General features: G+C 63.1%; 31 protein-coding genes. 3 read left to right on the top strand and 28 right to left on the bottom strand.

All coding sequences use genetic code 11. The features are described 5' to 3' along the window. Positions 1-114 precede the first annotated feature (114 nt). The gene (locus ACK41X_RS00590; protein WP_409717874.1) at positions 115-357 is read left to right on the top strand and encodes a hypothetical protein; all 243 of its coding nucleotides are present in this window, start codon (positions 115-117) and stop codon (positions 355-357) included. A 292-nt stretch (positions 358-649) separates the two neighbouring features. Here ACK41X_RS00590 and ACK41X_RS00585 read toward each other — a convergent pair whose 3' ends face one another. From ACK41X_RS00585 to ACK41X_RS00480, 22 genes are all read right to left on the bottom strand, one after another. Continuing rightward, a complete protein-coding gene (locus ACK41X_RS00585; RefSeq protein WP_409717871.1) occupies positions 650-1,048 on the bottom strand; it encodes a hypothetical protein in 399 nt (132 codons plus the stop codon). Then, positions 1,045-2,256, bottom strand: coding sequence for a hypothetical protein (locus tag ACK41X_RS00580; protein ID WP_409717868.1), 1,212 nt, complete (start codon positions 2,254-2,256; stop codon positions 1,045-1,047). Before ACK41X_RS00580 ends, ACK41X_RS00585 begins: the two co-directional genes overlap by 4 nt. A gap of 72 nt (positions 2,257-2,328) precedes the next feature. Next, entirely contained in the window at positions 2,329-2,592 is a 264-nt protein-coding gene (locus ACK41X_RS00575) for a hypothetical protein (protein ID WP_409717865.1), read from the bottom strand. Between the two features lie 72 nt (positions 2,593-2,664). Next, positions 2,665-3,675 (bottom strand): phage late control D family protein, encoded by a 1,011-nt coding sequence (locus tag ACK41X_RS00570; RefSeq protein WP_409717862.1) that lies wholly within the window; start codon positions 3,673-3,675, stop codon positions 2,665-2,667. Positions 3,676-3,710: 35 nt separating this feature from the next. Continuing rightward, positions 3,711-3,950 (bottom strand): phage tail protein, encoded by a 240-nt coding sequence (locus tag ACK41X_RS00565; RefSeq protein WP_409717859.1) that lies wholly within the window; start codon positions 3,948-3,950, stop codon positions 3,711-3,713. A gap of 7 nt (positions 3,951-3,957) precedes the next feature. Next, entirely contained in the window at positions 3,958-4,377 is a 420-nt protein-coding gene (locus ACK41X_RS00560) for a phage tail protein (RefSeq protein WP_409717857.1), read from the bottom strand. Positions 4,378-4,387: 10 nt separating this feature from the next. Next, positions 4,388-6,619 (bottom strand): phage tail tape measure protein, encoded by a 2,232-nt coding sequence (locus tag ACK41X_RS00555; RefSeq protein WP_409717854.1) that lies wholly within the window; start codon positions 6,617-6,619, stop codon positions 4,388-4,390. A gap of 125 nt (positions 6,620-6,744) precedes the next feature. Further along, a complete protein-coding gene (locus ACK41X_RS00550; protein ID WP_409717852.1) occupies positions 6,745-7,080 on the bottom strand; it encodes a phage tail assembly protein in 336 nt (111 codons plus the stop codon). 12 nt (positions 7,081-7,092) lie between these two features. Continuing rightward, positions 7,093-7,641, bottom strand: coding sequence for a phage major tail tube protein (locus ACK41X_RS00545; RefSeq protein ID WP_409717848.1), 549 nt, complete (start codon positions 7,639-7,641; stop codon positions 7,093-7,095). Between the two features lie 28 nt (positions 7,642-7,669). After that, the gene (locus ACK41X_RS00540; RefSeq protein ID WP_409717845.1) at positions 7,670-9,175 is read right to left on the bottom strand and encodes a phage tail protein; all 1,506 of its coding nucleotides are present in this window, start codon (positions 9,173-9,175) and stop codon (positions 7,670-7,672) included. 77 nt (positions 9,176-9,252) lie between these two features. Next, positions 9,253-9,789: a DUF4376 domain-containing protein gene (locus tag ACK41X_RS00535; RefSeq protein WP_409717843.1), complete on the bottom strand. Its 537-nt coding sequence runs from the start codon at positions 9,787-9,789 to the stop codon at positions 9,253-9,255. Further along, positions 9,786-10,709 carry a hypothetical protein gene (locus tag ACK41X_RS00530; RefSeq protein WP_409717840.1) on the bottom strand — a complete coding sequence of 308 codons (924 nt, stop codon included), beginning with the start codon at positions 10,707-10,709 and terminating at the stop codon, positions 9,786-9,788. The genes ACK41X_RS00535 and ACK41X_RS00530 overlap by 4 nt, the downstream gene beginning before the upstream one ends. A gap of 2 nt (positions 10,710-10,711) precedes the next feature. Continuing rightward, positions 10,712-11,056 (bottom strand): hypothetical protein, encoded by a 345-nt coding sequence (locus ACK41X_RS00525; RefSeq protein WP_409717837.1) that lies wholly within the window; start codon positions 11,054-11,056, stop codon positions 10,712-10,714. A 1-nt stretch (position 11,057) separates the two neighbouring features. Then, positions 11,058-11,240, bottom strand: a complete 183-nt coding sequence (locus tag ACK41X_RS00520) for a hypothetical protein (protein WP_409717834.1) — start codon at positions 11,238-11,240, stop codon at positions 11,058-11,060. Positions 11,241-11,250: 10 nt separating this feature from the next. Beyond that, positions 11,251-13,500: a hypothetical protein gene (locus ACK41X_RS00515; RefSeq protein ID WP_409717831.1), complete on the bottom strand. Its 2,250-nt coding sequence runs from the start codon at positions 13,498-13,500 to the stop codon at positions 11,251-11,253. 6 nt (positions 13,501-13,506) lie between these two features. Beyond that, positions 13,507-14,715 carry a phage tail protein I gene (locus tag ACK41X_RS00510; protein WP_409717828.1) on the bottom strand — a complete coding sequence of 403 codons (1,209 nt, stop codon included), beginning with the start codon at positions 14,713-14,715 and terminating at the stop codon, positions 13,507-13,509. Continuing rightward, positions 14,712-15,638: a baseplate J/gp47 family protein gene (locus ACK41X_RS00505; RefSeq protein WP_409717825.1), complete on the bottom strand. Its 927-nt coding sequence runs from the start codon at positions 15,636-15,638 to the stop codon at positions 14,712-14,714. The genes ACK41X_RS00510 and ACK41X_RS00505 overlap by 4 nt, the downstream gene beginning before the upstream one ends. Further along, entirely contained in the window at positions 15,635-16,054 is a 420-nt protein-coding gene (locus ACK41X_RS00500) for a GPW/gp25 family protein (protein ID WP_409717822.1), read from the bottom strand. Before ACK41X_RS00500 ends, ACK41X_RS00505 begins: the two co-directional genes overlap by 4 nt. A gap of 3 nt (positions 16,055-16,057) precedes the next feature. Beyond that, positions 16,058-16,285: a hypothetical protein gene (locus tag ACK41X_RS00495; protein WP_409717819.1), complete on the bottom strand. Its 228-nt coding sequence runs from the start codon at positions 16,283-16,285 to the stop codon at positions 16,058-16,060. A 2-nt stretch (positions 16,286-16,287) separates the two neighbouring features. Then, entirely contained in the window at positions 16,288-16,878 is a 591-nt protein-coding gene (locus tag ACK41X_RS00490; RefSeq protein ID WP_409717816.1) for a phage baseplate assembly protein V, read from the bottom strand. A 5-nt stretch (positions 16,879-16,883) separates the two neighbouring features. After that, the gene (locus ACK41X_RS00485; RefSeq protein ID WP_409717813.1) at positions 16,884-17,693 is read right to left on the bottom strand and encodes a hypothetical protein; all 810 of its coding nucleotides are present in this window, start codon (positions 17,691-17,693) and stop codon (positions 16,884-16,886) included. Then, positions 17,690-18,100: a hypothetical protein gene (locus tag ACK41X_RS00480; RefSeq protein ID WP_409717810.1), complete on the bottom strand. Its 411-nt coding sequence runs from the start codon at positions 18,098-18,100 to the stop codon at positions 17,690-17,692. The genes ACK41X_RS00485 and ACK41X_RS00480 overlap by 4 nt, the downstream gene beginning before the upstream one ends. A 51-nt stretch (positions 18,101-18,151) precedes the next feature. On the opposite strand from ACK41X_RS00480, the gene ACK41X_RS00475 reads away from it, so the two are divergent. Then, positions 18,152-18,412, top strand: coding sequence for a type II toxin-antitoxin system RelB/DinJ family antitoxin (locus ACK41X_RS00475; RefSeq protein WP_409717807.1), 261 nt, complete (start codon positions 18,152-18,154; stop codon positions 18,410-18,412). Beyond that, on the top strand, positions 18,409-18,678 hold the full coding sequence (locus ACK41X_RS00470; protein WP_409717804.1) for a type II toxin-antitoxin system YafQ family toxin: 270 nt from the start codon (positions 18,409-18,411) through the stop codon (positions 18,676-18,678). Before ACK41X_RS00475 ends, ACK41X_RS00470 begins: the two co-directional genes overlap by 4 nt. Positions 18,679-18,684: 6 nt before the next feature. Here the strand turns inward: ACK41X_RS00470 and ACK41X_RS00465 are convergent, their stop codons facing one another. The 6 genes from ACK41X_RS00465 to gpW form a co-directional block, all read right to left on the bottom strand. After that, positions 18,685-19,710: a major capsid protein gene (locus ACK41X_RS00465; RefSeq protein WP_409717801.1), complete on the bottom strand. Its 1,026-nt coding sequence runs from the start codon at positions 19,708-19,710 to the stop codon at positions 18,685-18,687. A 25-nt stretch (positions 19,711-19,735) separates the two neighbouring features. Beyond that, positions 19,736-20,110, bottom strand: a complete 375-nt coding sequence (locus ACK41X_RS00460) for a head decoration protein (RefSeq protein ID WP_409717798.1) — start codon at positions 20,108-20,110, stop codon at positions 19,736-19,738. Between the two features lie 71 nt (positions 20,111-20,181). Continuing rightward, a complete protein-coding gene (locus tag ACK41X_RS00455; protein WP_409717795.1) occupies positions 20,182-20,631 on the bottom strand; it encodes a hypothetical protein in 450 nt (149 codons plus the stop codon). Positions 20,632-20,640: 9 nt separating this feature from the next. Next, positions 20,641-21,561 (bottom strand): S49 family peptidase, encoded by a 921-nt coding sequence (locus ACK41X_RS00450; RefSeq protein ID WP_409717792.1) that lies wholly within the window; start codon positions 21,559-21,561, stop codon positions 20,641-20,643. Beyond that, positions 21,558-23,165: a phage portal protein gene (locus tag ACK41X_RS00445; protein WP_409717789.1), complete on the bottom strand. Its 1,608-nt coding sequence runs from the start codon at positions 23,163-23,165 to the stop codon at positions 21,558-21,560. Before ACK41X_RS00445 ends, ACK41X_RS00450 begins: the two co-directional genes overlap by 4 nt. Beyond that, entirely contained in the window at positions 23,165-23,389 is a 225-nt protein-coding gene (gene gpW, locus ACK41X_RS00440; protein WP_409717786.1) for a gpW family head-tail joining protein, read from the bottom strand. Before gpW ends, ACK41X_RS00445 begins: the two co-directional genes overlap by 1 nt.

Below are 23,389 nucleotides of genomic sequence, written 5' to 3'. Positions count from 1 at the left end.
ACCTTGGTCAGTTGTGTTTAATTATTGACACTACAGTAAACATGGTTTGCTTGTCCAGAAATTCTATAGCGCCGAGCGCGTAGACTACAACGAGGGTCGCATCAGAGCCGCGGAATGGAGGGCAAAACTCCGATTGTCGACTTCGTCGAAGGCCTGCCCAAACCGCACCAGCAAAAGGAGGAAAGCGAACCGAAAAGAAAACAGCCAGAATCGGGCCTTCCAACCCCGCTGGGTCGGAAACAGAAGCGCGTCTGCATTTCCCGCTTAAGATCCGATGATCCGGTGCGCACGGAAGAGCAGATTTGCCACGGACGAGACATGCCACTGCCCGTCGCGCCGCGAGCAAATGCCCATTGATTGAGCGCCCTTGTTGTTGCGCCGATGGTCGTGACCCCTGCGCCCGGATGACTCCAAGGAGCGGCAGCATCTCTCTCGTTCGGTTCCTTAGTTGTCCTGGTTCGCGTAGCTACCACGCACATCTGCATACCAAGCGTTGTAGCGTGTCACGATCGACGCGTTCTGGCGCTCACCGGACCGCTTTCGATCATAGGCGACCCAGCAGGATTCACCCGCGCGCATATCTGCCGTGTTGACCGGTCGAGCAAAGGCAGGCTGTTCCGGCAGGCTGCGGGCCAACGGGGCCGGCGCGTCAACGTGCTTTGTGCAGCTGACGCAAGCGCCCAGGAGTAGCAATGCATTGATCGCCCTTCGGAAGCGTATCAATGTAGTCTTTGAGCGCATCATTTGCCTTTTCCGCATTCGCCTTCTGGCGTTCAAGATCGTCGATCGTTTTCAGATCGTTGGCGCGCGCCGCTTTCTCGGCGTTTAGATCGATTGTCAGAGCCCTGATCCTCGTTTCGTAAGCCTTGACTTCCCAGCGGGTACGCTCTTTCAAGGTGGCGTGACGATCGATGACGATGCCGCTGATGAGGAGCGCGCCGACGATGCCGACGATCTTCAGGGTTTGCGTTCGAAAACCGAACAGCATCCCGAGCCCTCGTCCCACGAGAGGGATTATGGAAGCGAAACCCTTCACGATCGCGATCATAGGATGCGGCCCTCGTTGTAACCCTGCACTGTCGATTGCTCGGCGCGTTGAGCGCTGCGCCAGATGAAGAACGCCAAGAGACCGACGCCGACGAGGTAATACTCGGTTGGTATTTCGCCGAGAAAATCCCTGACCGGCGTGACGTAGCCTTTTGCGGTTTCGACGTGTTCGGACACGCCCTTGAGAAGACCGCCTACGAACGAGGTGGCGGCAAGCCACATCGCGGCGAGTTTCGACTTCCCAGCGGCCTCAACGGCTTCCACCTTCGGTGCCAGATCCTTCGCAGTCGCATTCGCACGACTTGCAGAGACTGGACGCGGCTTTGCGGTTGCGATCGCAACCAGCAGTTCATCATCGATGTCCGGCGTGGTTGGCATCCCGTTGTCGTTGCGGAAAGCCAGGATCGCCGCTTGCGTCTTGGCAAGCCCGTGCTCGCCGCCGTCGGTTTCGCCGACTTCATAGTAACCGAGTGCGCGCAGCCGCTTCTGCACGTGGGCGATGACTTCTGGTGTGACCTCTGCGCACGTGGTGGGCGTCTGTGGTTCCGGTTCTGGCGGAACATACAGCAGCGGCGCTACCTGCGCCTTGAGCCCACGCTCGAACAGTCTGGCCTCGTTCTCACGCCGCGCGACGAGACCAGAGCCGGGCCAGAGCCGCTTCATGTCTCGAAAACAAGCCGGGACCAGATGGAAGTTCTCCGCCGCCATCGCTGCGCGGATGGCGCGCATCTCGCGGTATCGTCCGTGCGGGTCCCTGGAGGCCGGGATCGAATAGGACGTGCCGCGATTGAAGGTGAGCGATACCAGGGCGCCGAAGCAGTCCGGATGCAGCTTGTCGGTGTTGGGCAGGGAGCGGGCCGTACGAAGCTCGAACTTCGGTAGTTTAACCTCGTCGAATTGCTGCTTGGCGATGTCGAAGGGAATGTCGATCGACCCTACGCGCCGTAGTTGGCTCACCAGCGCCTGCGCGGCTTTCCCGGTAACCCCGCAGCATGGAATGAGTGCCGCGATCATCGATTCGGGAATGCGTCCCTGCCATTCACGTCGCAGTTCCGTCGCCGTGACGTAACCCACGTCGTAGCCGATGCCGATCGTGACCCCAGAGGAGTGACCCGGCCAAGTCGGGCCGCGATACTTCTTCTCATAGGTCTGGCGGCTGGAAACCTCCTCTTTCAGGATCAGGTCGTAGGCAGCTTTTGAAATGTTCATTGGGTACTCCCGGAATCAAAACGGCCGCCCAAAAGGGCGGCCGAGGTTGAGACGGCGAATAAGGTCTCGCGCCTAATCGGCGGGCGGGTGACGCTGGTCGATCACCCGATCGATTTTTCGTTCGATCTTGTCGAGGTGGCTCATGATCCGAACCTCGAGGTCCTTCATGCTGGTTGCCGTGACGAAACTCGTGGCAACCAGAAGCTTGTAGTTTGCAAGCTCGTCCTTGATCTCGCGCAGGCCCTTGTCGACGATTTCCCGGTCGTGGAAGCGAAGCCAGAACAGCGCACCCACCAAAGGGACGCCGATGACGGTAATCCACCATTGAAGGTCCATGCGGGGCGTCTCCGTGGGGTCGTTTCAGATGCGCGTGCGCGCGATACTCAGCGCGGACAGTGCATGAGACCGTTATCGGCCGGCTTGCGGTTGCTTCAGATCGAGCTTGGTGGTCCAGCCCGCTCGGGAATAGGCATGTTCGACGCCTTCGATGCGATAGACGCCTTCGATGCCGGGCCGAGTGCCCGAAAGAATGAAGGTTCCGCCCGGCTTTGCCGCCGCGTCGCCGTCGATCGTAGCCGAGCCGCCGCCCTTCTCGCGTTCGGCGTCCTTGGCGCCATTATTGGCCGAGCCCTGCGCTTCGGTGCGATCCGCTCGGGAGAAACGGTCGCCCATGGTCGCCCGGGCACCTTGATCCTGGATATCCACCTCGACATCCTTCCACTTGGCCTCTCTCTGGTCGTACCAGCGCGCTCGCGCGCGCCGATGACGAGGCCGCCCCATGGTCGGACTGACGTCCCACGAAATGAGATTGTCGCCGTAGCGGCCGGTGACGCTACCCGTGGTGAGCCCGGTTGCGGAACCTGCGCCCTTGGCGGCCAGGATCGCCTCGGTGCCGCGCACCTTGAAGATGCCGCCGAGCTCCCGCGCCAGGCGCTCGCCGAAATGCAGAAAGCTCTCCTCGTTCAACCCCCACCAGTCTCGGCGGTGTCCGGCAAAGGACGGATCGACCTTGATGGCGGTGATGCCGGCGACGCGTCCGGCCTCTTGCAGCGCCTCCATCACCGTCTTGTTGTCCATATGCTTTTGCTGCGGCTGCTTGGATGTGCCCTCGGTATCCACGCCCTTGGCGCTGATCGTGAGTTCGCGGCCGCCGCCGCGCGAGCCGCTCGATTTGACCTCATCCACGGTGCCGACGAAAACCGAAGCAGCGCCTGCGCCTTCCCAGCCGAGCATGATCGCGATCGGCGCGCCGGTTCGTGGTAGCGCGATGCGGCCATCGCGGTCGTCGAGGCGGATCGAGGCGGTGTCCGAATGGGTGCCTTCGCGATCGCTGATGCGAATGTCGATCAGAAGCGGGTTGAAGCGCGAAGAGATATCCTGCCCAGACACCATGATCCGGTAAAAGGCGCGCTTGGCCATATCAGTCTCTTGGACATATCAGTCGCTTGAACTTGTCAGTCCCACAGCGATATCACCGGAAGTTCCTGCTCACGCGGCGGCGGTTCGATCGGGATGGTCACGGCGGTGCCCAATGGGAGCAAGAAGCCGCAATGCTCGAGGTGCTGGTTTTCGGCGAGCGCCATGATGCGCTCGAGCAGTCCCGGCATTGGACGGCGGAACCGTTGCCAGAGCATCAAGTCGACTGACATGCCGTCGGACTTGACCGTGAAGGTTTCGCGGGCGATCTCGGTCATGTGCGGACTATCCCAGGCCGCTGATGATCGAGAAGATCGTGCCGCCGCGTGGCGGGTCGGAACGCTTCACTGTGATATCGAGCTCGATCACCTGTCCGACGCCGTGGCGGTCGAGATGGTTGGCGCGTTCGCTGACTTTCTCGATCACGAACCAGCCGAGCGCGGTGCCATCGCCGCGCATGAACGGCATCGGAAGGCCGGACGCCAGTTGCGATTGCAGGCGTTGCAGCGACGACAGCCCGCCGAACTTGCTTGGAAAGAGTTTGCATTTGAGGGTCCAGGTCTCCGCGCCAGGTCCTACGAATTCCAGGGGCGGACGGCGGCCCATCACCGACTTTTCGGCGAAAGTCGCTTCGCTATCGAGCGAAGTTTCGGTCAGGTTGAGCGGCCAGACTTCCATCTGGACCGAACCAAGCTGCGCCAGCATGATCGGGTTCCTAAGCGAAGCGCAGGCCGGCATCGGCCTGCAGGCCGCGGAACAGTTCGCGCACGCGCGCTTCGAACAGGCGATAGGTTTCCTGCGCGACCGCTTGCGCGTCTTGTGCGCCGTCGATGTTGAACACCGGGCTGAAGGAGACCGAGACGCCGCCTCCGCCGAGTTGCGTCGTCGGATGGATGGTGCCCGAGACGCCGGGAAAGAACAGCTCGCGCCGCCGCTCACCCACCACATACGCGCGGCCTCGCGTGACATTGCCACCGAGCGCGCGCGGGGTCGGTGTCTCGCCGCCGACGCTCTCGCCGGTGATGGCGCTACCGGTCAGCGCACCCTTGATCCGCGCACCGATGCCGGATGCCCATCCGAGCATGTCGGACAGCTTCGATTTCATGCCGTCCCAGAGCTGCTGCAGCATCTGGGCGCCAATGGAGAACAAATCCGCAGCGCCCTGCCGGATCGTGGAGGCAATGTTGGCGCCGAGGCCGGAAAGCCATGAGGTAACGTCGGCAATCTTGGCCCTGACGCCGTCCTCGAACGCGATCAGGGCGGCATTGAACCTGCGAAGCCCGTCGATGCCGTTTTCGGCCCACCGCTTGAAAGCATCCCAATTGGTGTAGATCGCATAGCCCAGCGCTGCGAGGCCGATCACGATCGCCGCGGCCCATCCGCCGAGCAGAATGAAGACGCCAACTAGCAACTTCACGGCCGCCGCGGCTGCCGCAAAGCCTGCCACAAGACCGCCAAGCGCAAAGCCGAGCGGGGCAAGCACGGCCAGTCCCGCACCGATATAGGTCAGCCATTTCAGGGTTTCGGGGCTGGTCTCGGACAGGCTTTTTAGCGCGTTCGTGAGCTGATTGATGAACGCGATCAGGCTTGGAAACACCACCTTACCCAGCGCCACCGCCAGGCCTTCGAGCGCCGCGGTCAATTCATAGACGGGGCCGACAATGCCCTTGATGGCAATCTTGTAGCGTTCCGCGGTGAACCCCTCGGCGTTTGCAGCGATATCGGCCTTGATCTTGTCGAGGTCCGCCGCAAGCACCGCCTGCATGCGGGCGAAATGCCGGCCCTCGAAGATCTGAGAAATATCGCCCATGGTGGCTTTGCCTTCGGCCATCTTCTTTTTCAGGTCGGTGAAGAAGCGCATGAGGTCGATTTTTGTACCGGCCGCGATGATGCTGTCCTGCACGTTTTCGGCGATCGTGCTTGCATCCACTGCCGAGCCGGTGGATTTCATGTGTTCCTGCAACAGGGCCTGAACCTTGGCCGCAAGCTTGAGGGGAGCGTTCTGCAAGGCAGGATCCTCGACCAGCGCGTCGATCTGCGATTTCAGCGGCGCTGCATCGATGCCGCCGGCCAGGAGCCCCGCGATGATCCGGTCGGCGGTGATCTGCTGCTTGCCCTGGATATAGTCGTTCAGGTTGAGACCGGCGCGCTGCAGGGCGGCTAGTCCGCCCTTCGGCATCCTGACCATGCGCACGATTGCCGAGCGGAGCGCTACGCCCGCTTCCGAGCCGACGACCTTGTTCTGGGCGAAAGCCATGGCGATGGCCGTCACATCGTCGATGGTGCTTCCGGTCGCGCCCGCCGCACCCGCCACGTATTTGAACATTTCGCCCATGTCGCGGAGCGACGCTGTGGTCTTGACCGCGGCATAGGAAATCCGGTCGGCCACAGTCGTGGTCGATCGCGCCGCCTGTTCGAGGGTTTCTCTCGGCATCTGAAAGGCATTCAGTGAGGCGGCGATAATCGTCGCCACCTCCGACGGCTTCATGTCGCCCAGAATGGCGGTCGCGAGCGTGGAGTCCATGGCGCCCAGCATCTGCTTCCAGTCGAGACCGGCTTTGAGAAGCTCGGTACCGGTGCGGATAATCTCGGTGGCGCTCTGCGGATATTTGGCATTCAGGACATTGGCGATTTTCTCGAATTCTTGCCGTTGCGCGGCGGTCGCTTCGCCGAGCGCCTCCAGCATGTTACCGGCCTTCTCGAATTCGAAGGCGGTTTTGGCGCCGATCGCGCCGATAATTGCCATTGGCGCGGATACAGCCGTCGCCATCGCATGGGTATGATGGGCGAGCGACTTGGCGTTCGCGGCGATCTGCCTGGCGGTGCCAAGCGCGACGGTGGCCCGGCCGGCGGTCTGTAACGCGGCCAGGGACCGTGCCGCCGCCCGCGCCGGACCGGACACGCCATCGATCAGGCGCACGATCAGGCGCGAAGTCAGATCAGGCATTGCGGGCTATCGTCCGATATTGGCCTTGGCGATCCGCGCGGCTTCTTCGTGCCAGGCGCAGACCTCGGCCCAGTCCATGTCCAGAAGGTCGGGGAGCGGGGTTGCGAGAATGTGCGCCGTTTCGGCTACGACGCTTCGCCATCCTTGCGGCGAAGCTTCTGTGGCAAAAAACCGAGCAGAACTCCGGACAGCTCCAACACGTCCTCGGCATCGAGCTCATCGATCGCCGTCTCGGGCAGGTCGTTGATGGCGGCCAGGAGGGCGAGGGACGCGGCGATGTCGCCGCCGCCATCGGTCTGCACCCGCTCCAGAAGCCGCATATCTTTTGCTTTCGGCCGGCGGAGCGCCAATTCTGCGACCGTGATCTCGGTGCCGGCAGCGTCCTTGTAGGTGACCGGGAACAGGAGCTTATAGGTCGCGAGCTGTGATGCCGGCTGCGGACCTTGCGTCTTCGCAGTCATGAAGGGGCTCCTTTATCGTTCGGCGGTTGCGGCGCGTGGAATGCGAAGGATGGTGTTGGTGGTCTGGCCCTCATCGGCGCCGTTGATGCGCAACGTGTTGGACCAGAAATCCCAGAACCATTTTTCCTGGTTGTTGAAATAGACTTCGTAATGCGTGACCTCGTGCAGGGCAAAATCGGTCGTCATCAGGTCGCCGCGTTTGAAGGCGTCGCTTTCGATCTTGCCGAGGCGGGCCTCCATCACGGCGCGAAGTTCGATCGATGCGCCGGTGCGGCGGTCGCGGACTTCGCCATAGGCCGTGTAGATGTGCTTGATCCGGGAGCCGAGCCCGAACTGGGTCAGCAATTCCGGATCGAAGCCGACCAGCTTGAAGGTCGGTTCGAGCTTCTTGATGCCGACCTCGATTTCGATACCGACCTTGGAGCCGCCGGGCATGTGGTCCTGATAGTCCGCCTCGAGGGTCGGAAGCTTCAGTTCTTGAAGCGTGAGGTGCTTGGAATTCTTCGGGTCGTGATCGCCGCAGAACAGATTGGCGGCTTCGAGGACATAGAGCGTGCTCACGTCGGGCTCCTATATCGGCAATTGGTCGTCAGGCGGCGAGGTCGATCTGCGACAGGAGGTCGTCGAGCAAAACGTCCAAGGCGGCGCGGTAGCGCGCCGAGCGGATGCCGAGATGGCGCAGCACCGGCGGCTCTTCTGCGGCGAAGTCCACGGTGAATTTGCCGAGCCGCAATTGTTCGGGCGAATTCTGGTCGCGGGTAAAACCGACCGTGTAGTCGATGATGTCACCGTCCGCCTTGAGGTCGCGCAGGGCGAAACGCATGGTATCGAGCACGTCCTGCACCGTGCCGTAATCGATGTTGCGACGGCCCAGAAAACCGCGAAGGGTGCGCAGGAACATCAGGTGGATGAAATCACGCCCGCGCACGATGTGGTAGAATTGCCAGAGCGGGTCTTCGGAACAATTGTCGGTGCCGATATAGACAAAACCGCCGGATGCGATCGCAGTTTCGACGCCCATTTCGCCGCGCGCGATGATGCCGGCATTCTGCGAAAGGAGGACCTGGCCTTCGGTCGCGCCATCGGTGAGCGAGAACTCGATCGGTCGGTTCGGGCCGACGATGCCCTGCACCGGCTGGTTCGCCCAGGAATGAAACGGGCGGCCGCCGAATTCGTGATCGCGGCGCACCGCAATGCCGATCACCCGGGGCGAGGCGGGTTTGACGATCGCATTGACCCCGACCTTCACGGCGGTTTCGACCGGGATCAAACGGTGGCTCTGCATGGTCTCGCGCCAATCGGTATAGGCCTGCTGGGTCGTCGCCGGCCCATCCAAGACGGCCACCGCCAGCAGCTTTTCGAGGACCGGGGTCAGCGCGGCGCAGACCGGGTTGGCGAGGATTTCGATGGTTGCGGTTGCGGTCGGAAGCTCCTTGTCCGGAGCGTCGCCCCCGCCCGTGAACGACATCGTGAGCAAGCCGGAGAGATGGGCACCCGGATGATCGACAATGAGCGAAACCACCTTGCCGGCACTATCCCCTTCGCCGAGCACGGCATGGGCCTCCGGCAAAACCTTGCCCGGATCGTTGCCCCCGCCGGAGAACACCACGGTCGGGGCCTCGGTGAGGTTCGTTCCTTGGGTGCCGAGCACCAGCGAACCAAGTCCCTGATATTGTTGCGAGGTCAGTCCCGGTACCGCGATCAGGCGCGGGATCACGCCCAGCACGGGCCCGGCGAGCGTGAAAGCCCAGATGCCGGTTTTCTGGGCGGAGGATCCGATGGCATTGGCGATGGTGGTCCAGATATCGGGTCCTTGCTCGACCCGCACGATCACCACCATCGCCGCGACTTGGAATTCGCCAAGCTGCGCATTGATGCCTTCGATCGCGTCCGGGAGCGTTCCGGTCAGACCGAGCGCGGTGAGCTTTGCCTTGTCGTCGCTATAGATCGCGACCGGCGTGTTGACCGGAAAGGTGTCCGCATTGGCCTGCGGCGCGGTGCCGACAAGTCCGACCACGGACATGTCGCTGACGATGGCGGGCCGCGGTTGGTTATCGACCCGCGTGATCGAAATGCCGAAGGTGGGAGAGGACATCGAAGGTCTCCGAGGGCTGGAAAAGACAAGGGCCGCGCTTGGCGGCCCCGTGGTTCTGGCGTTCTTGGTCGCGCGACCTACGTCAGCGCGTCGAAGGCCGCGTCGATCTGCGCAAAGCTGTCGATGACGTGATTATCGATGGCTTGGACCACTTCGGCTTCCTTGGCGAAACAGGCCTGGATGTGGGCGGCCACGGCGAGCGCAACCGCCTCGATCGCGGCAGCAGTGATGGTGACGAAGGAGCCTGAGGCCGTCTTCCATTGTGCGGTAAAGGCCGGATCGCGCTGCGCCTGCAGATAGGCGCCCTGGATCAGGGCCTTGGAGCGGTCGTCGGTCGCGACATGGAAGCTGCCGACCGCAAGGCCGGCGGTTTCCTTGCGCCAGCGCGCCCCTGCTGCATAGGCGCGCAAGGACGCGGCATCGGGCACAGGCTCCGCATAGGCCTCGACCGGATGGCTGCCGACCTGCAAAAGCGCGCGGACCTCGTTCGAGAGTGGCGCGCTGTCGTCCGCTGCATAGGTGAAAGGGAAGGTTTCGCCGTCCTTCGTGACGTCCATGTCGATCAGCATGCTCTGCGGATCGGCATAGCGAAGATTACTGATTACGAGGCTCATGCCGTCCTCACGAAGTAACCGACGCCGCGGTTGGTGTTGTTCGTCATCTGGTTGATCTGATGCCCCGATACGTTCATCCAGGTTCCCGATAGGTTGCCGGCGCCGGTGTCGATGGTGAGTACGCCGCTGCTATCAAGCCCGAACAACACGCGGCGCAAGTTCGACCCAGCAATGGTTGCACCCTCGTTCACGCCGCCGGAATTGCTCTTCATCGCGAGGATCAATGTGCCGACGGGATAGGACACCGATGAAGGAATTGGTTGGAACTTGGTACTGCCCTGCGCTGCGATCGCCTGCGCGGTGCGCAAGGCCGTCATCGCTTTGGCGTTGTCGGTACCGGTTTCTGCCTCGGCCTGGGAAGCCGCGGGCACGTCAATCGTACGATCGGCCGAGAGATCGCCGCCGCCCGTTGCAAGACCCGAGGTTTGGATCTGCCGCGCTGGCGGAACGCCCTCTGGTGCGAGGGCGCTGACGGCTTGCGCGACCCGGAGCGGCGTCATCGCCTTGGTATTGTCGGTGCCGGCCTCGGCTTCGGCTTGGGAGGCCGCGGGTACGCTGAAAGTGCGGTCATCGGAAAGACTGCCGCCGCCGGTGGCGAGGCCCGATGCGGAGATGGTTCGCGTCGTCGGCACCTTGCCGGCCAGCGCATTGGTGACGGTGCTTGCGAAATTCGCGTCGTTCCCCAGCGCCGCCGCCAATTCCTGCAAGGTGTCGAGCGCGGTCGGCGCGCTATTCACAAGGTCGCCGATTGCCTCCTCGATCCGCGCCTCGATATTGAGATCGGCCGCAAGGACGGCGCCGTCGGTCCGCCGCCAGAACAGCTTGCCATCGGCCTCGTTGATCGCGATCTGGCCACTCTCAAGGGCGTCGGGGACGGCGCCCGGCGTCGCCGAGCGCAAAAGCTTGATCCGGGCCGGCATTGTCAGAACGTTCCTTCGTCGATGATGCCCTGCACCAGATCGTCGACCTGGTCGGCAAGCGCCTGAACGGCCTGCACGGACGCGGCGATTTCCGTCTGCATCGTGTCGAATTGCGCCTCGATCTCGCTCATGCGGTTGGTGGTGTCGGCGAGAAAGTTGAGAAACGTCGTGTTGATGCGCTCCAGCGCCACCGCGGTGATCTGATCGACCGCGGTATCGATCTTCTGGCCGTCGAGTTCGCGCGCGTGGAGACGCAGATCGAGTTCCTGGAACCGGACATTCCAGAACTCCGGATCGCCAAGATTGTCGCCACGCTTGACCCGGTAAACATCGTATCGAATCGACATGTCAGTCGGCGGCTTCCGCTTGCGTGATAGCGTCGCGAATGGCGTTGGCGATCTTGCCCTTGACCTTATGGGTGTCCAATGGCCGAAGCCGCACGCCGTTATAGAGCACCGTTCGGCTGAGACGGATGCGATAAAGCTTCTCCGGCTCAAACGGCGGCTTCTGTTTCCTCACGGTCCTGCTCATGGCTTACTCCTCAGAGCGCCCAATGGATGCGCTCGGCGGCATGGAACATCGATGCCGGCGAGTTGGTCGCGCCCTCGATCACAATGCTGAAGCCGGCAACCGCAGCGCCGAGCTGGAAATTGAAGGTGCGCTCGATCCGCCCCTCGGCTGCGCTGACCACCCGATCTGTCACCACACCCGGCAATTCGTCGGTACCGCCGATGCGGAGCCGACAGCTGCAATCGTGCGGCGTGTCGTCGAAATATTCGAGCAGAAGCCGCACGAAGATGTTGTTCGATGCCGCGGCAAGCATGATCGGCGCCGACACATGCCGGAATGACGTCTTGGGCCGCGACACCGACAGGCGGGAGCCTCCAAGCATCAGGCCGGGCTGCATATCGCGGGTGCCGATGAAGCGTGCGCGGAATTGCACCAAAGGCGGCGCGCCGGTCAGCGCCGGCGGGCCGCCCGGAGCAAGGGGCACCCAATCGCCGCCTGGCGGCTTGATCTCATAGATCAGTTCAGTGGATTCCGGGGCGATGGTGCCGGCCAGAATATCGATCGCCCGCATGCCGCCATCGAGGTTGATGGGCTTGAGTTCGATTGCGACCTGCGGCGCGTTGAACCGCGCGCCCCACAGCTCGATCATCAGGTCCTTGGTGAGATCGCCGTAATAGTACGCGCCATCGGTTGAGTAAAAGAAGGTGCCGTCGGTGTAGCTTTGCCCATAGGCCATGCCGACGCGATGCGCGGCGTTCGAGGTGAGCACCAGCGCATAGCGCCCGCCGGCGCGAAGGAACGTCGGGGTCACCTGCACCCGATTCCAGGCATTCTGGAACAGCGCCGTGTGCGGGACCGCAATGTGCAGGATCGCCTTGGACAGATCGGGGACGCCGTTAGCGGTTTCGCACAGGGTCAGATGGACGGCTTCATCGGCGCCCTTCGCGGTCAGGTAAAAACCGAGCCTGGTCAGCCACATGTCGTTCGAGACAAGGAACGTTTGGGCGACCTGGGCGCCGACGATCTGGTGTTCGATGACGAGTTGGTCCCAATAGCTCTCGTCCCAGGCGTCGATGAACATCTCGACCAGGCGGGTTTTCTTGTGCTTTCGCACCTTGTCGGGGTCGAGCACCAGGAAGCTTTCGCCATCCTTGCTGAAGATCCGGGTCGCCGGATCGTATTCGCCGGAAAGCCACCATTGCTTGCTGCTCGACACCTTGAATTGCGCGCCATAGCGGATGCGCTGCCGCGAAATCGTGCGTTGCACGATATCGTGGGTCTGGAAGCCGTATTGGGCGATGCCGAGATCGGAATGCATCGGCCCGACCTGCAATTTGAGCACGTCGCTGTAGGCCGGAAGCAGGAGTCCGTTGCTCAAGCGCGCGTTCGGATCGTTTGAGGAGAACACGTCCATCTCTGCGGCGCTTTCATTGGCTGGGGCAAAGCGCAGGCCCTCCTCGATCCTGGCGTCGTAGCCAAGACTTTGCGCGTTCTGCGCGTCGCTCTCCTCGTCATCGAGAAAGCGGTCGGCGCCATAGGCGGAGGCATCGTCCGGGAGTTCCAGCCGCTCTTTCATGCGAGCGATATCGACGTAGAGGCTTGCAATCTCCGTCATCTCGCCTTTCTGGCGGATTTGATTGGCAAGGGCGGCAAGATCGGAGGCGAGCGAGGCGACCCGCGGCTCGATCTGGCGGCGGAACTCCTCCAAAATATCGGTGCGCTGGTCGAGAGCTTCGGTCGAGGCGACCGCATTGTCGGTCAGCATGGTGACCGAGAGAACTTGCGTCGGATCGAGCAGGACATGCGCGATGGCGACATGCGCGACCGGAATGGCGGGTGGCTGCGGGTCAGGGCTTTCGCTGCCCGCCGTGAAAGCGAGCACCGCGTCGCGCGCGCGGGTCAGCGCCACGCTGTCCGGTTCGGTCTGGTTGGTCTCGACATTGACCAGGAAATCGCGCTCGGTGACATCGGTATCGTTTTCCTGGCCGAATACCGACACCGCGACAATGCGCTTCGAGGCCGCGGCAAGGTACGGCACCATGCTCTGGGTGAGGCTCGAACTGCGTGCGAAGACCGCGCCTCCGGCCTGATAGAATCGGCCTGGAGCCACCGCGATCTCGGCCTGCGCGCTCTTGGTCACGTTGAAGCCGGCATAGCGATGGCTCTTTGTCACCGCATCATCGACGATATGCTCGAACGAGGTCCGCGCGAAGGACTGCAGATTGTTATGATCGGACGCGGTCTGTTCCTGATAGTCACGAAAGATGACCTGCTTTTCCACGGCGTGTTACCTTTGGCTGGGGCGGCCGACGACGAAATGATCGATACCGGCCAGAAAAATTGTTCCCGCGATGATCTGCGCCCGGGGCGCGTAGCGGATCATCAGGCGGTCGGAGGCGCGCTTTGCTGCGATCAGCGCGCGCCGTGCATTGAGGGTGCGGTTTGGGTCATGTGGCAGCCAGAATTTCGAGCGTCGCAACAGGATGCCTTCGCCGGCCGCAAAGGCTTTGCGGGTTGCGGGCATCGACACCTGGACATGGGCGGTATGCGCCGGAAAGCCATAGCGTCCGATCCCCATGAACTGGGTCGAAGGGCGTCTGGCGATGCGACTTCCATCGGCAATGGCAAAGCGCCAGTAGATCCGAAGCGGCGCCGACGTTGGCCGAAAATAACCGCCGCGCACGTAATGACTACAGAACACGCCGGCATCTCTGAGCCCCTCGACCTTGATCCGCTCCGGCTCTGACGTGACCGCTTCAAGATGCGGTCCGACCGGCGCCCGCCAATGGTCCCGCGTCTTTGGTGCAATGGTCACGATCCGCCGCCAGGCCTCTGACGGCTGAAAGAAGCGGGCATTGAAGGAGGAGCGCACGAAGACCCGCCCGCTGCCCTGCGCCTTGATATGGAGGCGGAACCAGCTGCCGTAATCGCTGACACGGGTGTCGGTCTCGGTGCCGCCGACCACCCAGCGCGCCCGGCGTTGCAATCGCTTGATCGCGGTCGAGGGCACCGGGAAGGCAACCCGAAAGAAGCTCGCGAAATGATAGCCGCCGGCATGCATGGCGAGCCCGCGATGGCCGCGCTCGCGCATGCGCCAGGTGCGCACCTGCGGCAACCCAGAGAGCCAGGCTTCGCGCTGCGCGCGCGTCAGATGCGGCCCGGAATAGACGACCTGGGGCGGTGCGATCACCGCCAGCGGGCGCGCATCCACATAGGGCAGATAGGAGTGGATCGCCGCGAGCGTGCCCTTTTCGCGGTGCATGCGCACCGCATTGGCAATGATGCTGCGCTTGCGCGTCAGACTCCAGTCTTCCGACCATAGATCGACCGAAAAGGCATGCGCCAGCACCGCCAAGAAGGCCGGCGGGCACGACCAAGGGTCCCAGACCGCGCGGGTCGGCGCGTCAATCGCCTCAAGTCGTGTCGACAGCGCCGCCAGCGCCTTGTTGAACGGCGTCTCCGAGGCCGGAAGAATATGGTCGTGATAGGGGATCACGGTTCGACCTCGACCGCGATCGTGATCTCGCTGCAGAACGCGGCCTGTGATGGCCCGACCACAATGTCACCCGCGGGCGCTGTGCGCCGCACCCGCAGCACATTGCCGATATAGGCCGCGCCCTCGATCGCGTTGGCATAAACGGTCGCGCCGATGGCGTAGCGCGCCTCGGAGGCCTTGCGCACCTGTTCCCGCGCCGCCGCTGCGATTACGGCGGGGGCCGGCCCACGCGGCAGCGTGATACTGAGTGCAATCTCGTAAGGGATGATGTCCGCCGGCGCCACGGTGACGATGTCCGTCAGCGGTTTCACATTTTGCGCATGCAGCGCCGCGCGGACGCGATCGCAAATCTCAGCTGCGGCAGGCGTCCCGTCAGACCCCAGCAAGTACACCGCAGCGCGTCCGGGCACGCCATGCACGCCGGGCCCCAGCACCGCAATGTCCCGTGCCTGCGGCCAGGCTTTGACCGCATGATAGACGTAAGCATCCGGCGATCCGGCCGCGGGGACCGCAAACGAGGTTAGGTACCGAAGAAGGAGCGACGAATCGCTCTCCATCACCGCGGGTGCGTCCGGCGTTGCCGGTTCGATCACAAGGCGCTGGACGTTCGTCCGGGCTGAGATGGCGTCGAGATCGCTGCCTTGCGCATAGGCCGGAAGCACCGCGCGCACCGCAGAATTCACCCGCGCCCGCATCAGGGTTTCGCGATGGGCATGCGCCTCCTGGTCGATCTTGATGGGGTCGAATTCGAGACCGCCCACGTCATAGGCAAAGCCCGCCTGATCAGCGCGAACCTGGAAATCTGCCATGCGCGCCGCGAGGATCGCTTCCTGATCCAATTCCTCGATGGCGTTCGGCAACGGCAAGTGCGCCGGATTGATCGTCGGCGCAATGAAGCGGTTGACGTTGACGACCACGGTCATAGCGGACTTTCGACGGTCACCAGACCGTCCTCGTTGGCGAACAGAATGACGCGCCGCGGCCCTTCGACGGTGAAGTCGCCAAGATGCGCACGCGGGCGATAGACACCCTGCAATTCCAGGCGAAGCCTCCCGGTCCGCAATTCGTCGGCCTCGGAAAGTACGGCAATTCTCGTCAAGGCGAAGCGTGGCTCGAAGGTGAGTGCGGCAAACAGCGCGGTGAAGAAATTGAGCAGCGTCTCGGGGACGAGGTTCTCACCGAGCAGGTTCGGAACCAGGGAGCCGATCCAGCGGCGCATGACCCGCGACCCGAATGGGGTCGAGAAGATCGCTTCCAGACTTAAGATCACATGACCCCAGCCGGCGATCGGGCGGCCGGTCCAGCGATCGAGGCCGGCGCCGACCGGCTTGGCCGCCATGGATTATCTCCGCCGGGTCGACCGGTGCGGCGCTGCGGCCTCGGCACGCCTTTGTGCGCCTGCCTCGCGGATCAGGCCACGCGCAAGCTCGTAATCGGCCTCATCTTGCGTCAGGAGCAGGATCTCGCCCGCGCGCACTTTGCGGCCGGCCACCCATTCACAAAGGCCGGTCGCTTCGTAAGCCTTGGTCGTCATCATCTTCGCCATCGCCGATGCTTTTGTGTCCTCCATGTCTATGCGACCTTGGCCTCGGTCTGTTTGGCGATCCCAGCCGCGGTCATCACCTTCGGCTTGATGCTGTCCGCCTCGCCTTCGTCGTCGAGGCCAAGACGGGTGGTCTTGACCGAATAGACCGCAGCTGTTTTGACACCGAGTTTCTTGTCGCCGACCTCGGCCACGATCTTATCCGCGGTCATCAGAAGGCGGGCGTCGTCGCCGACCTTGAACTCGAGCTCGCTGTCCTTGAGGGTGACCCGTACCGAACCGAAGGTGAGCACATGTTCGCTTTCGTTTTCGGACGGCGACTGGTTGCGATCGCTCCAGGTGAGCGGGATCGCGACCGCTTGCCGAAAGTCGCCGGTCGGGTTCAGCATGGTCATCTGCTGGCCCTTGCTCGGTGGCGTATGTAGCTTCAGATCGCCCGCGATTTGCGCATACGGCACCCAGGGTCCGATGAAAGGCGCCCCGTCGTCGCCTTCGCCAAGTCGGATGCGCAGGCGCTGTTTTTTGGCGTCGACCTGCTCGACGGTGCCGTGGCGCATCAGATTGGCGAGCCGGCGCTCCAATTCGGCAATGCGCACCACGAGTTCGGCAAGCTCGCGCATCGCTACTAAGGTTCCTGCGGTCCGAGCGCGTCGTTGGCGCTGTGCTCGTTTGCCTCGAACGCGCCGCCCGGAAACGTCAGCGTTGCGCCTGCGAGCGGAGGGGCGTTCTCATCCGGTGCCGGGTCTTCGAGGATCGGACCAAGCCCGATGCTCTGGACAGACGTCAGCCCCAGAGCGACCCAGGCCTGCTGCCAATCCGGGGTGACCGTGCCGGCAATAAGCTGGCTCCAATATCGCGCGATACCTTCGAGCTCGACATCGGCTTCCATGGCGGTCAGGAGATCGGCCCAAACACCGGTCGGTTCGGCGCCCGGGATCGGCTCGGCAATCGGCTCCACTTTATATATGGCCCGTAGCAGAGCCAGGCGGCGGCCCTTGTCGGCGATGGCGCCGCGGTCCCATTCGCAGAAATCCTGGGGCCCGGTCCGGAACCAGAGCCTCCGAAACAGCGCGGGCCAAACCGTTGTTTCGGCCAGGAGCACTTTCTCGATTTCGTAGGCGAGGCTTCGCAGATACACCTCGTTGCCTTCATCCGAGGCCGGGATCCGGATCTCGGTCTCTCCGGCATCGACGGTAACCGCCTGCGCCACGAACATGTCGATCGACAGCTCGATCACCTGCGGCGCGCTGAAGAGCTCTCGTCCCGTGACCTGCCGCTTGCCGCTGTCGCAATAGATCACGATCACCGGCGCCCCTTCATCGCGCAGTGCATCGAACGGCTCGACCGCGCTATCGAACACGGCCTCGCCTGCGGAGGTCCTGCCCTTGAGGGATCGGAGCGCCGCGATCTTGATCGCCGCAACTGCAAGGCTCACGTCACATTCCTCACCAGTGACAGGAGGACACGGGCGAGACCATCGCTTTCCACGACCGTGATCTCGAAGGCCGGCTGGTCAGGCCGATCGAGCAGGATGACCCGGTCGCCGACCTTCGGCCACTCGCCGCCGAGTCTCCCCGCATCGATACTTGCAACCGTCTCGGCCATGACCAAGGCACGATCAAAGTCCCGACCCACGGCATTCTCGACCGTGCGCTTGCGATCCGGCCGTTCGGTGATGATCGCGAGCACCTGCCGCTCGGCCCGATCCAGATCGGGGGCTGCGTCGGCATAACCGCCCGACCGCATGGGTACGAGGCGTACGGTCTCGGCGAACGCGCGATCGAGCGCTGGTTGGCTCGCGGTCCAGGTTTTGGAAAACTGCGACATCGGCGCGGGGCTCACCTATTGAAATGTATCCCAACTGTGCTACATAAGGTCGGAGGAGTAAGTACCATGTCGAAGTCCGCAATGATCCGCGCCCGGATGGAGCCCGACCTGAAAGAAGAGGCTGAGCAGGTTCTGGCCAAGGTCGGGCTGTCACCAACCGAGGCAATCCGCTTGTTTTACCGGCAGATCTCTCTGCGGGGCGGGCTGCCCTTCGAGGTTCGGTTGCCGAACGCCGCGACCCGCGCCGCCATTGCCGAGGCGCGCTCCGGCAAGAAGCTCAAGAGCTTCAAGACGGCTGCTGACGTCATGCGCACGGCGCGTGCGTGAAGGAGATAAAGACCACAAACCGATTCTTGCGCGACCTGAAACTGGCGCGCAAACGTGGCAAGGACCTCGACAAGCTCGAAGCCCTGATCGCTACACTCGCCAGTGGCGACAAGCTTTCGCCAAGGCATCGTCCGCATCGCCTTCAGGGAGAGATGAAAGGGCTCTGGGAATGTCATATTGAGCCAGACTGGTTGCTGGTCTGGGATGAAACGCCGGACGCAATTATCTTGATCCGCAGCGGCACGCATTCCGATCTGTTTGACTGACATATTTTAGTGATGGACGCCCTTGATCAGCGCGCGCGGCCGCAGGCACAGCGACAGCGGATTGCTCTGCATCTCGAGCCGGACCGACTTATTGTTATCTGACGGGATCGCCTTGGCATAGCGCGGCAGGCCAAGCGTATTGACGGTCTCGATATAGTCCGCCGGCGCAAAGAAGGTCTTGAACAGATTTGGCGTGCCAAGCGGGAAGAAATGCGCCTCGTTCGGATCGATGAACGGGGTGATGGTGTCGCCCGTATCGGTGCCGCCACCAATCCAGCCGCGGTAATTCTCGAAGGTGATGCCGCCATATTTGAGGGTCGAGAACACCACGCCCTCCCGCAATCTGACGCCCTCCTGGTAGCGATAGGTATCGCGCACCTCGGCGTGCTCGATCAGGTCGTCCCAGAAGGTATCCCCGCAGAGCGCATAGACACTGGTGAAGGCAACCCCGCCGAGTGTCTGCGCCATGGTGCGCACGAGTTGGCTGCACTTCTTGCGCACCGCCGTGTTTGCGCTGCCGAGGGCGAAATTGACCGGCGTGACGGCAGTGACGCCGAATTCCGAATAGAGGTCGTAGATCGTGTTGCCGTCGCGGTCGACGATCAGCCCCTTGATGGCGCCGACGCGCTGAAATTCGGTCGTGGCGTCGAGCTGGGCGGTGAACATCTCCATGCGGCTTGCGAGATAGGTCTCGACCGAGCGAGGCTGCATCTGCGGGCCGAATTCGCGGACATTCTGCACTTCCTCGGCCAACACGTTGTCGTCGAGCTGGTAATGCGGGACCTTCAGAACCCGTGCCCTGCGCAAGGGTTTAGGACGCGTCTCGCCAGGACCACCGCGGGGCGTTGGGTTGACCAGCGTCAGGATGCCGGACTGCTCTTCGATCGCGATCGAGGTCGTGGGCACCGGCGCTTCATTGAAAAGCCCGAGCGAGCCGAGCCGACCCGGTACGAAGGGAAGCTTGTTGATCGAGTCCGTCAAAGACACAAAGCTGAAAGCGTCATTGTTAAAGACGTCGAGGATCTGTTCCATGATCTTTTCCTTGCGTTCCCGACCCTCAGCGCACCACGATGCCGACGGCGCGCAGCTGATCCCATTTGGCGGATTTCTTGGGGTCGTCATCGACGCTTGCGTGGTAGATGAGCCCAAAGCGGTTGACTTCGGCATGACGCATGAGCCCGACCGCGACTGCGTCCGCATCTGTTGCGTCGACATGGCCAATCAGAATGGCTGAGGCGGTCTCCGAGCCATCGGCGGCGGTTTCCGGCGACGGCGCGAATTTGCCGCTCGCGGTGACCCGTCCGAGCACCGTCCCCGGCAAAAGCTTGCCAGCGCCAGAGGCAATCACGATGGTGTCGCGTGACAATCGTCCCTCGGCATCTTCCGAAAGGATGAAGTTGCCATCATGCGGGCTCTCATGGAGCACGGTCATAAAGTTCTCCTGTTCGCCGCGTCGAGCGATGCGGACGTGCGTTGGCGTTGTTTAAGAATTGTTGTGTGCGGCTAAGCTTTGGCCGCGGCCGTCGTCGCAGCCCGCCGGCGCGCATAGACGTCCTCGGTGCTGATCACGCGTGGCGGATTGGTTGGACGCTCGCCGCCGGCGCCGAGCTTCGGCTGCGCCTCCCGCGCCATGGCCTCGTCAAGACCACCCTTGGTCGCCGGCGATTTGGCCAGCGCCTCAAGCACCACCTCGGCCGGGAAATCGGTCTCGAAGGCAAAATACTGGGCAAGGCTCTCCCGCCCCTTGGCCGTCTCGCCCGTCAGGATGGTTTTGATCCGATCTCGTTCCGCCAGTCCACCGCGCCGCACGCCCTCGGTCACACCGGCTGAACGTGCTTCACTCAGTTGGACGGCGACGTCATTGCCTTTCTCGAGCGGCTCCGCCGGTTCGCGAGCAGGCACGGTGTCGCTCTCGGCCGCAGCGCACGCGGCGGCCAGGATTACGTCTCGCATCGTTGTCTCCTAATGTCTGGCGTTGATCGCCCTGACGAAGCCGTCGAAGGCCTCGAGCGCATGGCCGGTGGCATCGGCAAGTCCGATCGCAACTGCATCCCGCCCGCGATAGTCCTGCGCCTCGGTCGCCAGGGCGGCTTGTGCGGTGAAACGCGAGCCGCGGTAACGCCCAACGCTCTCTGCGAACGTCTGCCTCGCCGCTTCAAGATCGCCGACCATTCGCTGGGCGACCTCGTCGGGGAGGGCTTCGAACGGATTGCCCGCCATCTTTTGTGTTCCCGCCCGCAGCACCGTCACCTTCACACCCTGCTGCTCGAGCGCCTTCGACCAGTCGGCATGCAGCGTCACCACGCCGATCGAGCCGGCGCGCCCGTGTTCGGGCATGACGATCTGGCGTGCGGCCGATGCCAGAAGGTAGCCGGCCGACAAAGCGTGATCGGTCAGAATGGCCAGTGTTGGCTTTTCGGCCGACAGCCGGGCGATCAGGTCCGCGGTCTCGAAAGCGCCGGCAAGCTCGCCACCGAAGCTGTCGATCTCGAACACTGCGGCCTTGATCGCGGGGTTGCGCAGGGCGCGCAGCACCTGTGCTTGCAGCCCTTCGTACGAGGTGCGCCCGGAATAGGCGCCGACATAAGCGCCCTTGTGAACCAGCGTGCCCTCGATCGCGATCAGCGCAATCCCCTCGACCATCGCAAACGGCAGCTTGCCGCTGTCGTCGAAAAGCCGGCCGACCTTGTCGCCAATGCGACCGGCCAAGGGCTGACCATTCGCGAACGCGACATGATCGATGCGTTCGCTGACGCCCTCTAGCACCACCCCGCCCTCGACGATCCGTCCGCCGATGCCGGCGAGCGCCGCATCGAGCTTGCCCGGATGCATCAGGAGCGGCGTATTGAACATCCGCGCTGCCAATTCCGGACGCAGGATCATGCCAGCGCCTTTTGCTGCTTGTCCGACGATTTTTCTTGATGGTCGTCGGATGGCGCGGCTTTCCGGCCGAACATCGCGTCGGGATTAAGTCCGAGCGCCATCATTTCCTTGCGCTCTCTTGCCCGCTGCTGCAACGTTTCGAGATAGTCCTCGCCTTGTTCAGCACATTCGCGCTCGAGCGTAGAGAGGCCGGCCGCGAGCCGCTCGGTCGCAGCCGTCGCCTCCTTGTGCGGATCGACCCAGCCGCGGCCGGGACCGATCCATTTTGCCGCGCAATAGGCCGCCTTGGCCTGCGCGAAATCGGGCGCTCCCTTTGGAAGCGTGACAATGCCGCGGTCGATCGCCTCTTCCAGCCAGGCCGCGTAGATCGGCGCCATGAAGGCTTGCGCGAAGTGTTCCTTGCGGGCGGTGAAGCCGCGCCAGACCTCCAGCAGCGCTGCGCGCGCCGAGGAATAGTTGACCTGGCCCCAGTCCATCGACAGTTGCTCGTAGGTCATGCCCATGGCGGAGGCGATGTTGCGCAGGCTCGCCCGCTCGAAGGCCTCGAACACACTGTTGGGATGGTTCGGCTTGGTCAGCGTCACCTTCTCGCCCGGAAACGTGAACGCGATCTTGGCGCCGCCGACATTGATCGGAGCGGCCTGGTAGTAGTCGAGGCGCTGCTGCTGGTAGGCGGAGAGTTCCTCGCCCCCTCCCAGTGCAGATGCAAACTGGTCATGATCGAACGGGCTTTCGACGAAGGCGGCCATCACCGCGTTGAGGACGGCAGCCTGCAGTTCGGCCTCGTCGTAGCGACCAAGCATGCGCAACCGTTTGACGATCGGCGCCAGCACCGAGACGCCACGATACTGGCCGGCGCGACCCGGCTCGAACGCGTGCACCACCACCCGGCGGCCGAAGCTGGTTTCGCGCGGAATGCGCTCCCAAGTCCAGAACATCGGATGAAACACATTCTGGTCGCCCGGATGCGAGCGTCGGACGTAATAAGCCAGTGGCTCGCCGTGCTCGCCGAGCTCGATGCCCTGCCGGCGCCAATAGGTGTCGACTGAATTAGATGGATTCGATAGCCGGTCCGGATCGATGACCTGAACCGCAGTCGCATATCGTCCGCCGCGCGGCAACCAGAGGATGGCGGCGAGAGCTTCGCCATCCATCAATCGATGCCGAAACGCCAGCGCCAGCAGCCCGCCCATGGTCATGCGCCGGCCGGCGTCGCACCAGCAATCCGGGTCCTCGGCAAAATCCTTCCAGGCTGCCTCGATGTCGGAGGCCAGATCCGAGGCCACGTCCGGATCGATCTTGAGCGAGCGCGCATTGGGCTTCGACGACAACCGCCAGCCTGCGCCGATTACGGCATCGACTTGCCGGGTGACACCGCCCGACGCCCAGCCGTCGTTGCGGGCGAGATCATGGATCCGCGCCGCCAGCACCGGACGATCCGGCGACAGCGCCGTCTGCGCCGACCACAAGGGCGGGCGCCATTGCGCCAGATCCGGATCGGTGACCGAAGCGCCGGCATAGCCTGCCGCCAGCATGCGCGCCGTGGAACGCGGCGCGGCCGGGACTTTCACCATAAAGCCGTCGGGCCCGAGGAGACTTGCCATCAGAAACTCACCCGGCGCGCCGAGCCCCGGCCATCAAGCCCGAGCTTTCCACGCAGCTCAGCGATATAGCCGCGCAGCGTACTGACGTTCTGCGCGTTCCATTCCATGCTCTTGTCGCCATGGCGCATGCGCGCGACGCTGCCCTGAACGACAACCGCATGCAGCGCGGCCTCGGCCTCGGCGAGTTGCGCGCGCCAGACATTGATCTCCGCTGCCGTCGCCAT

It is taken from the genome of Pseudorhodoplanes sp., from assembly GCF_046289595.1.
Classification (GTDB): Bacteria; Pseudomonadota; Alphaproteobacteria; order Rhizobiales; family Xanthobacteraceae; genus Pseudorhodoplanes.
The sequence above is the reverse complement of the archived record's forward strand: the minus strand, read 5'-3'. Positions and strand labels throughout refer to the sequence as shown.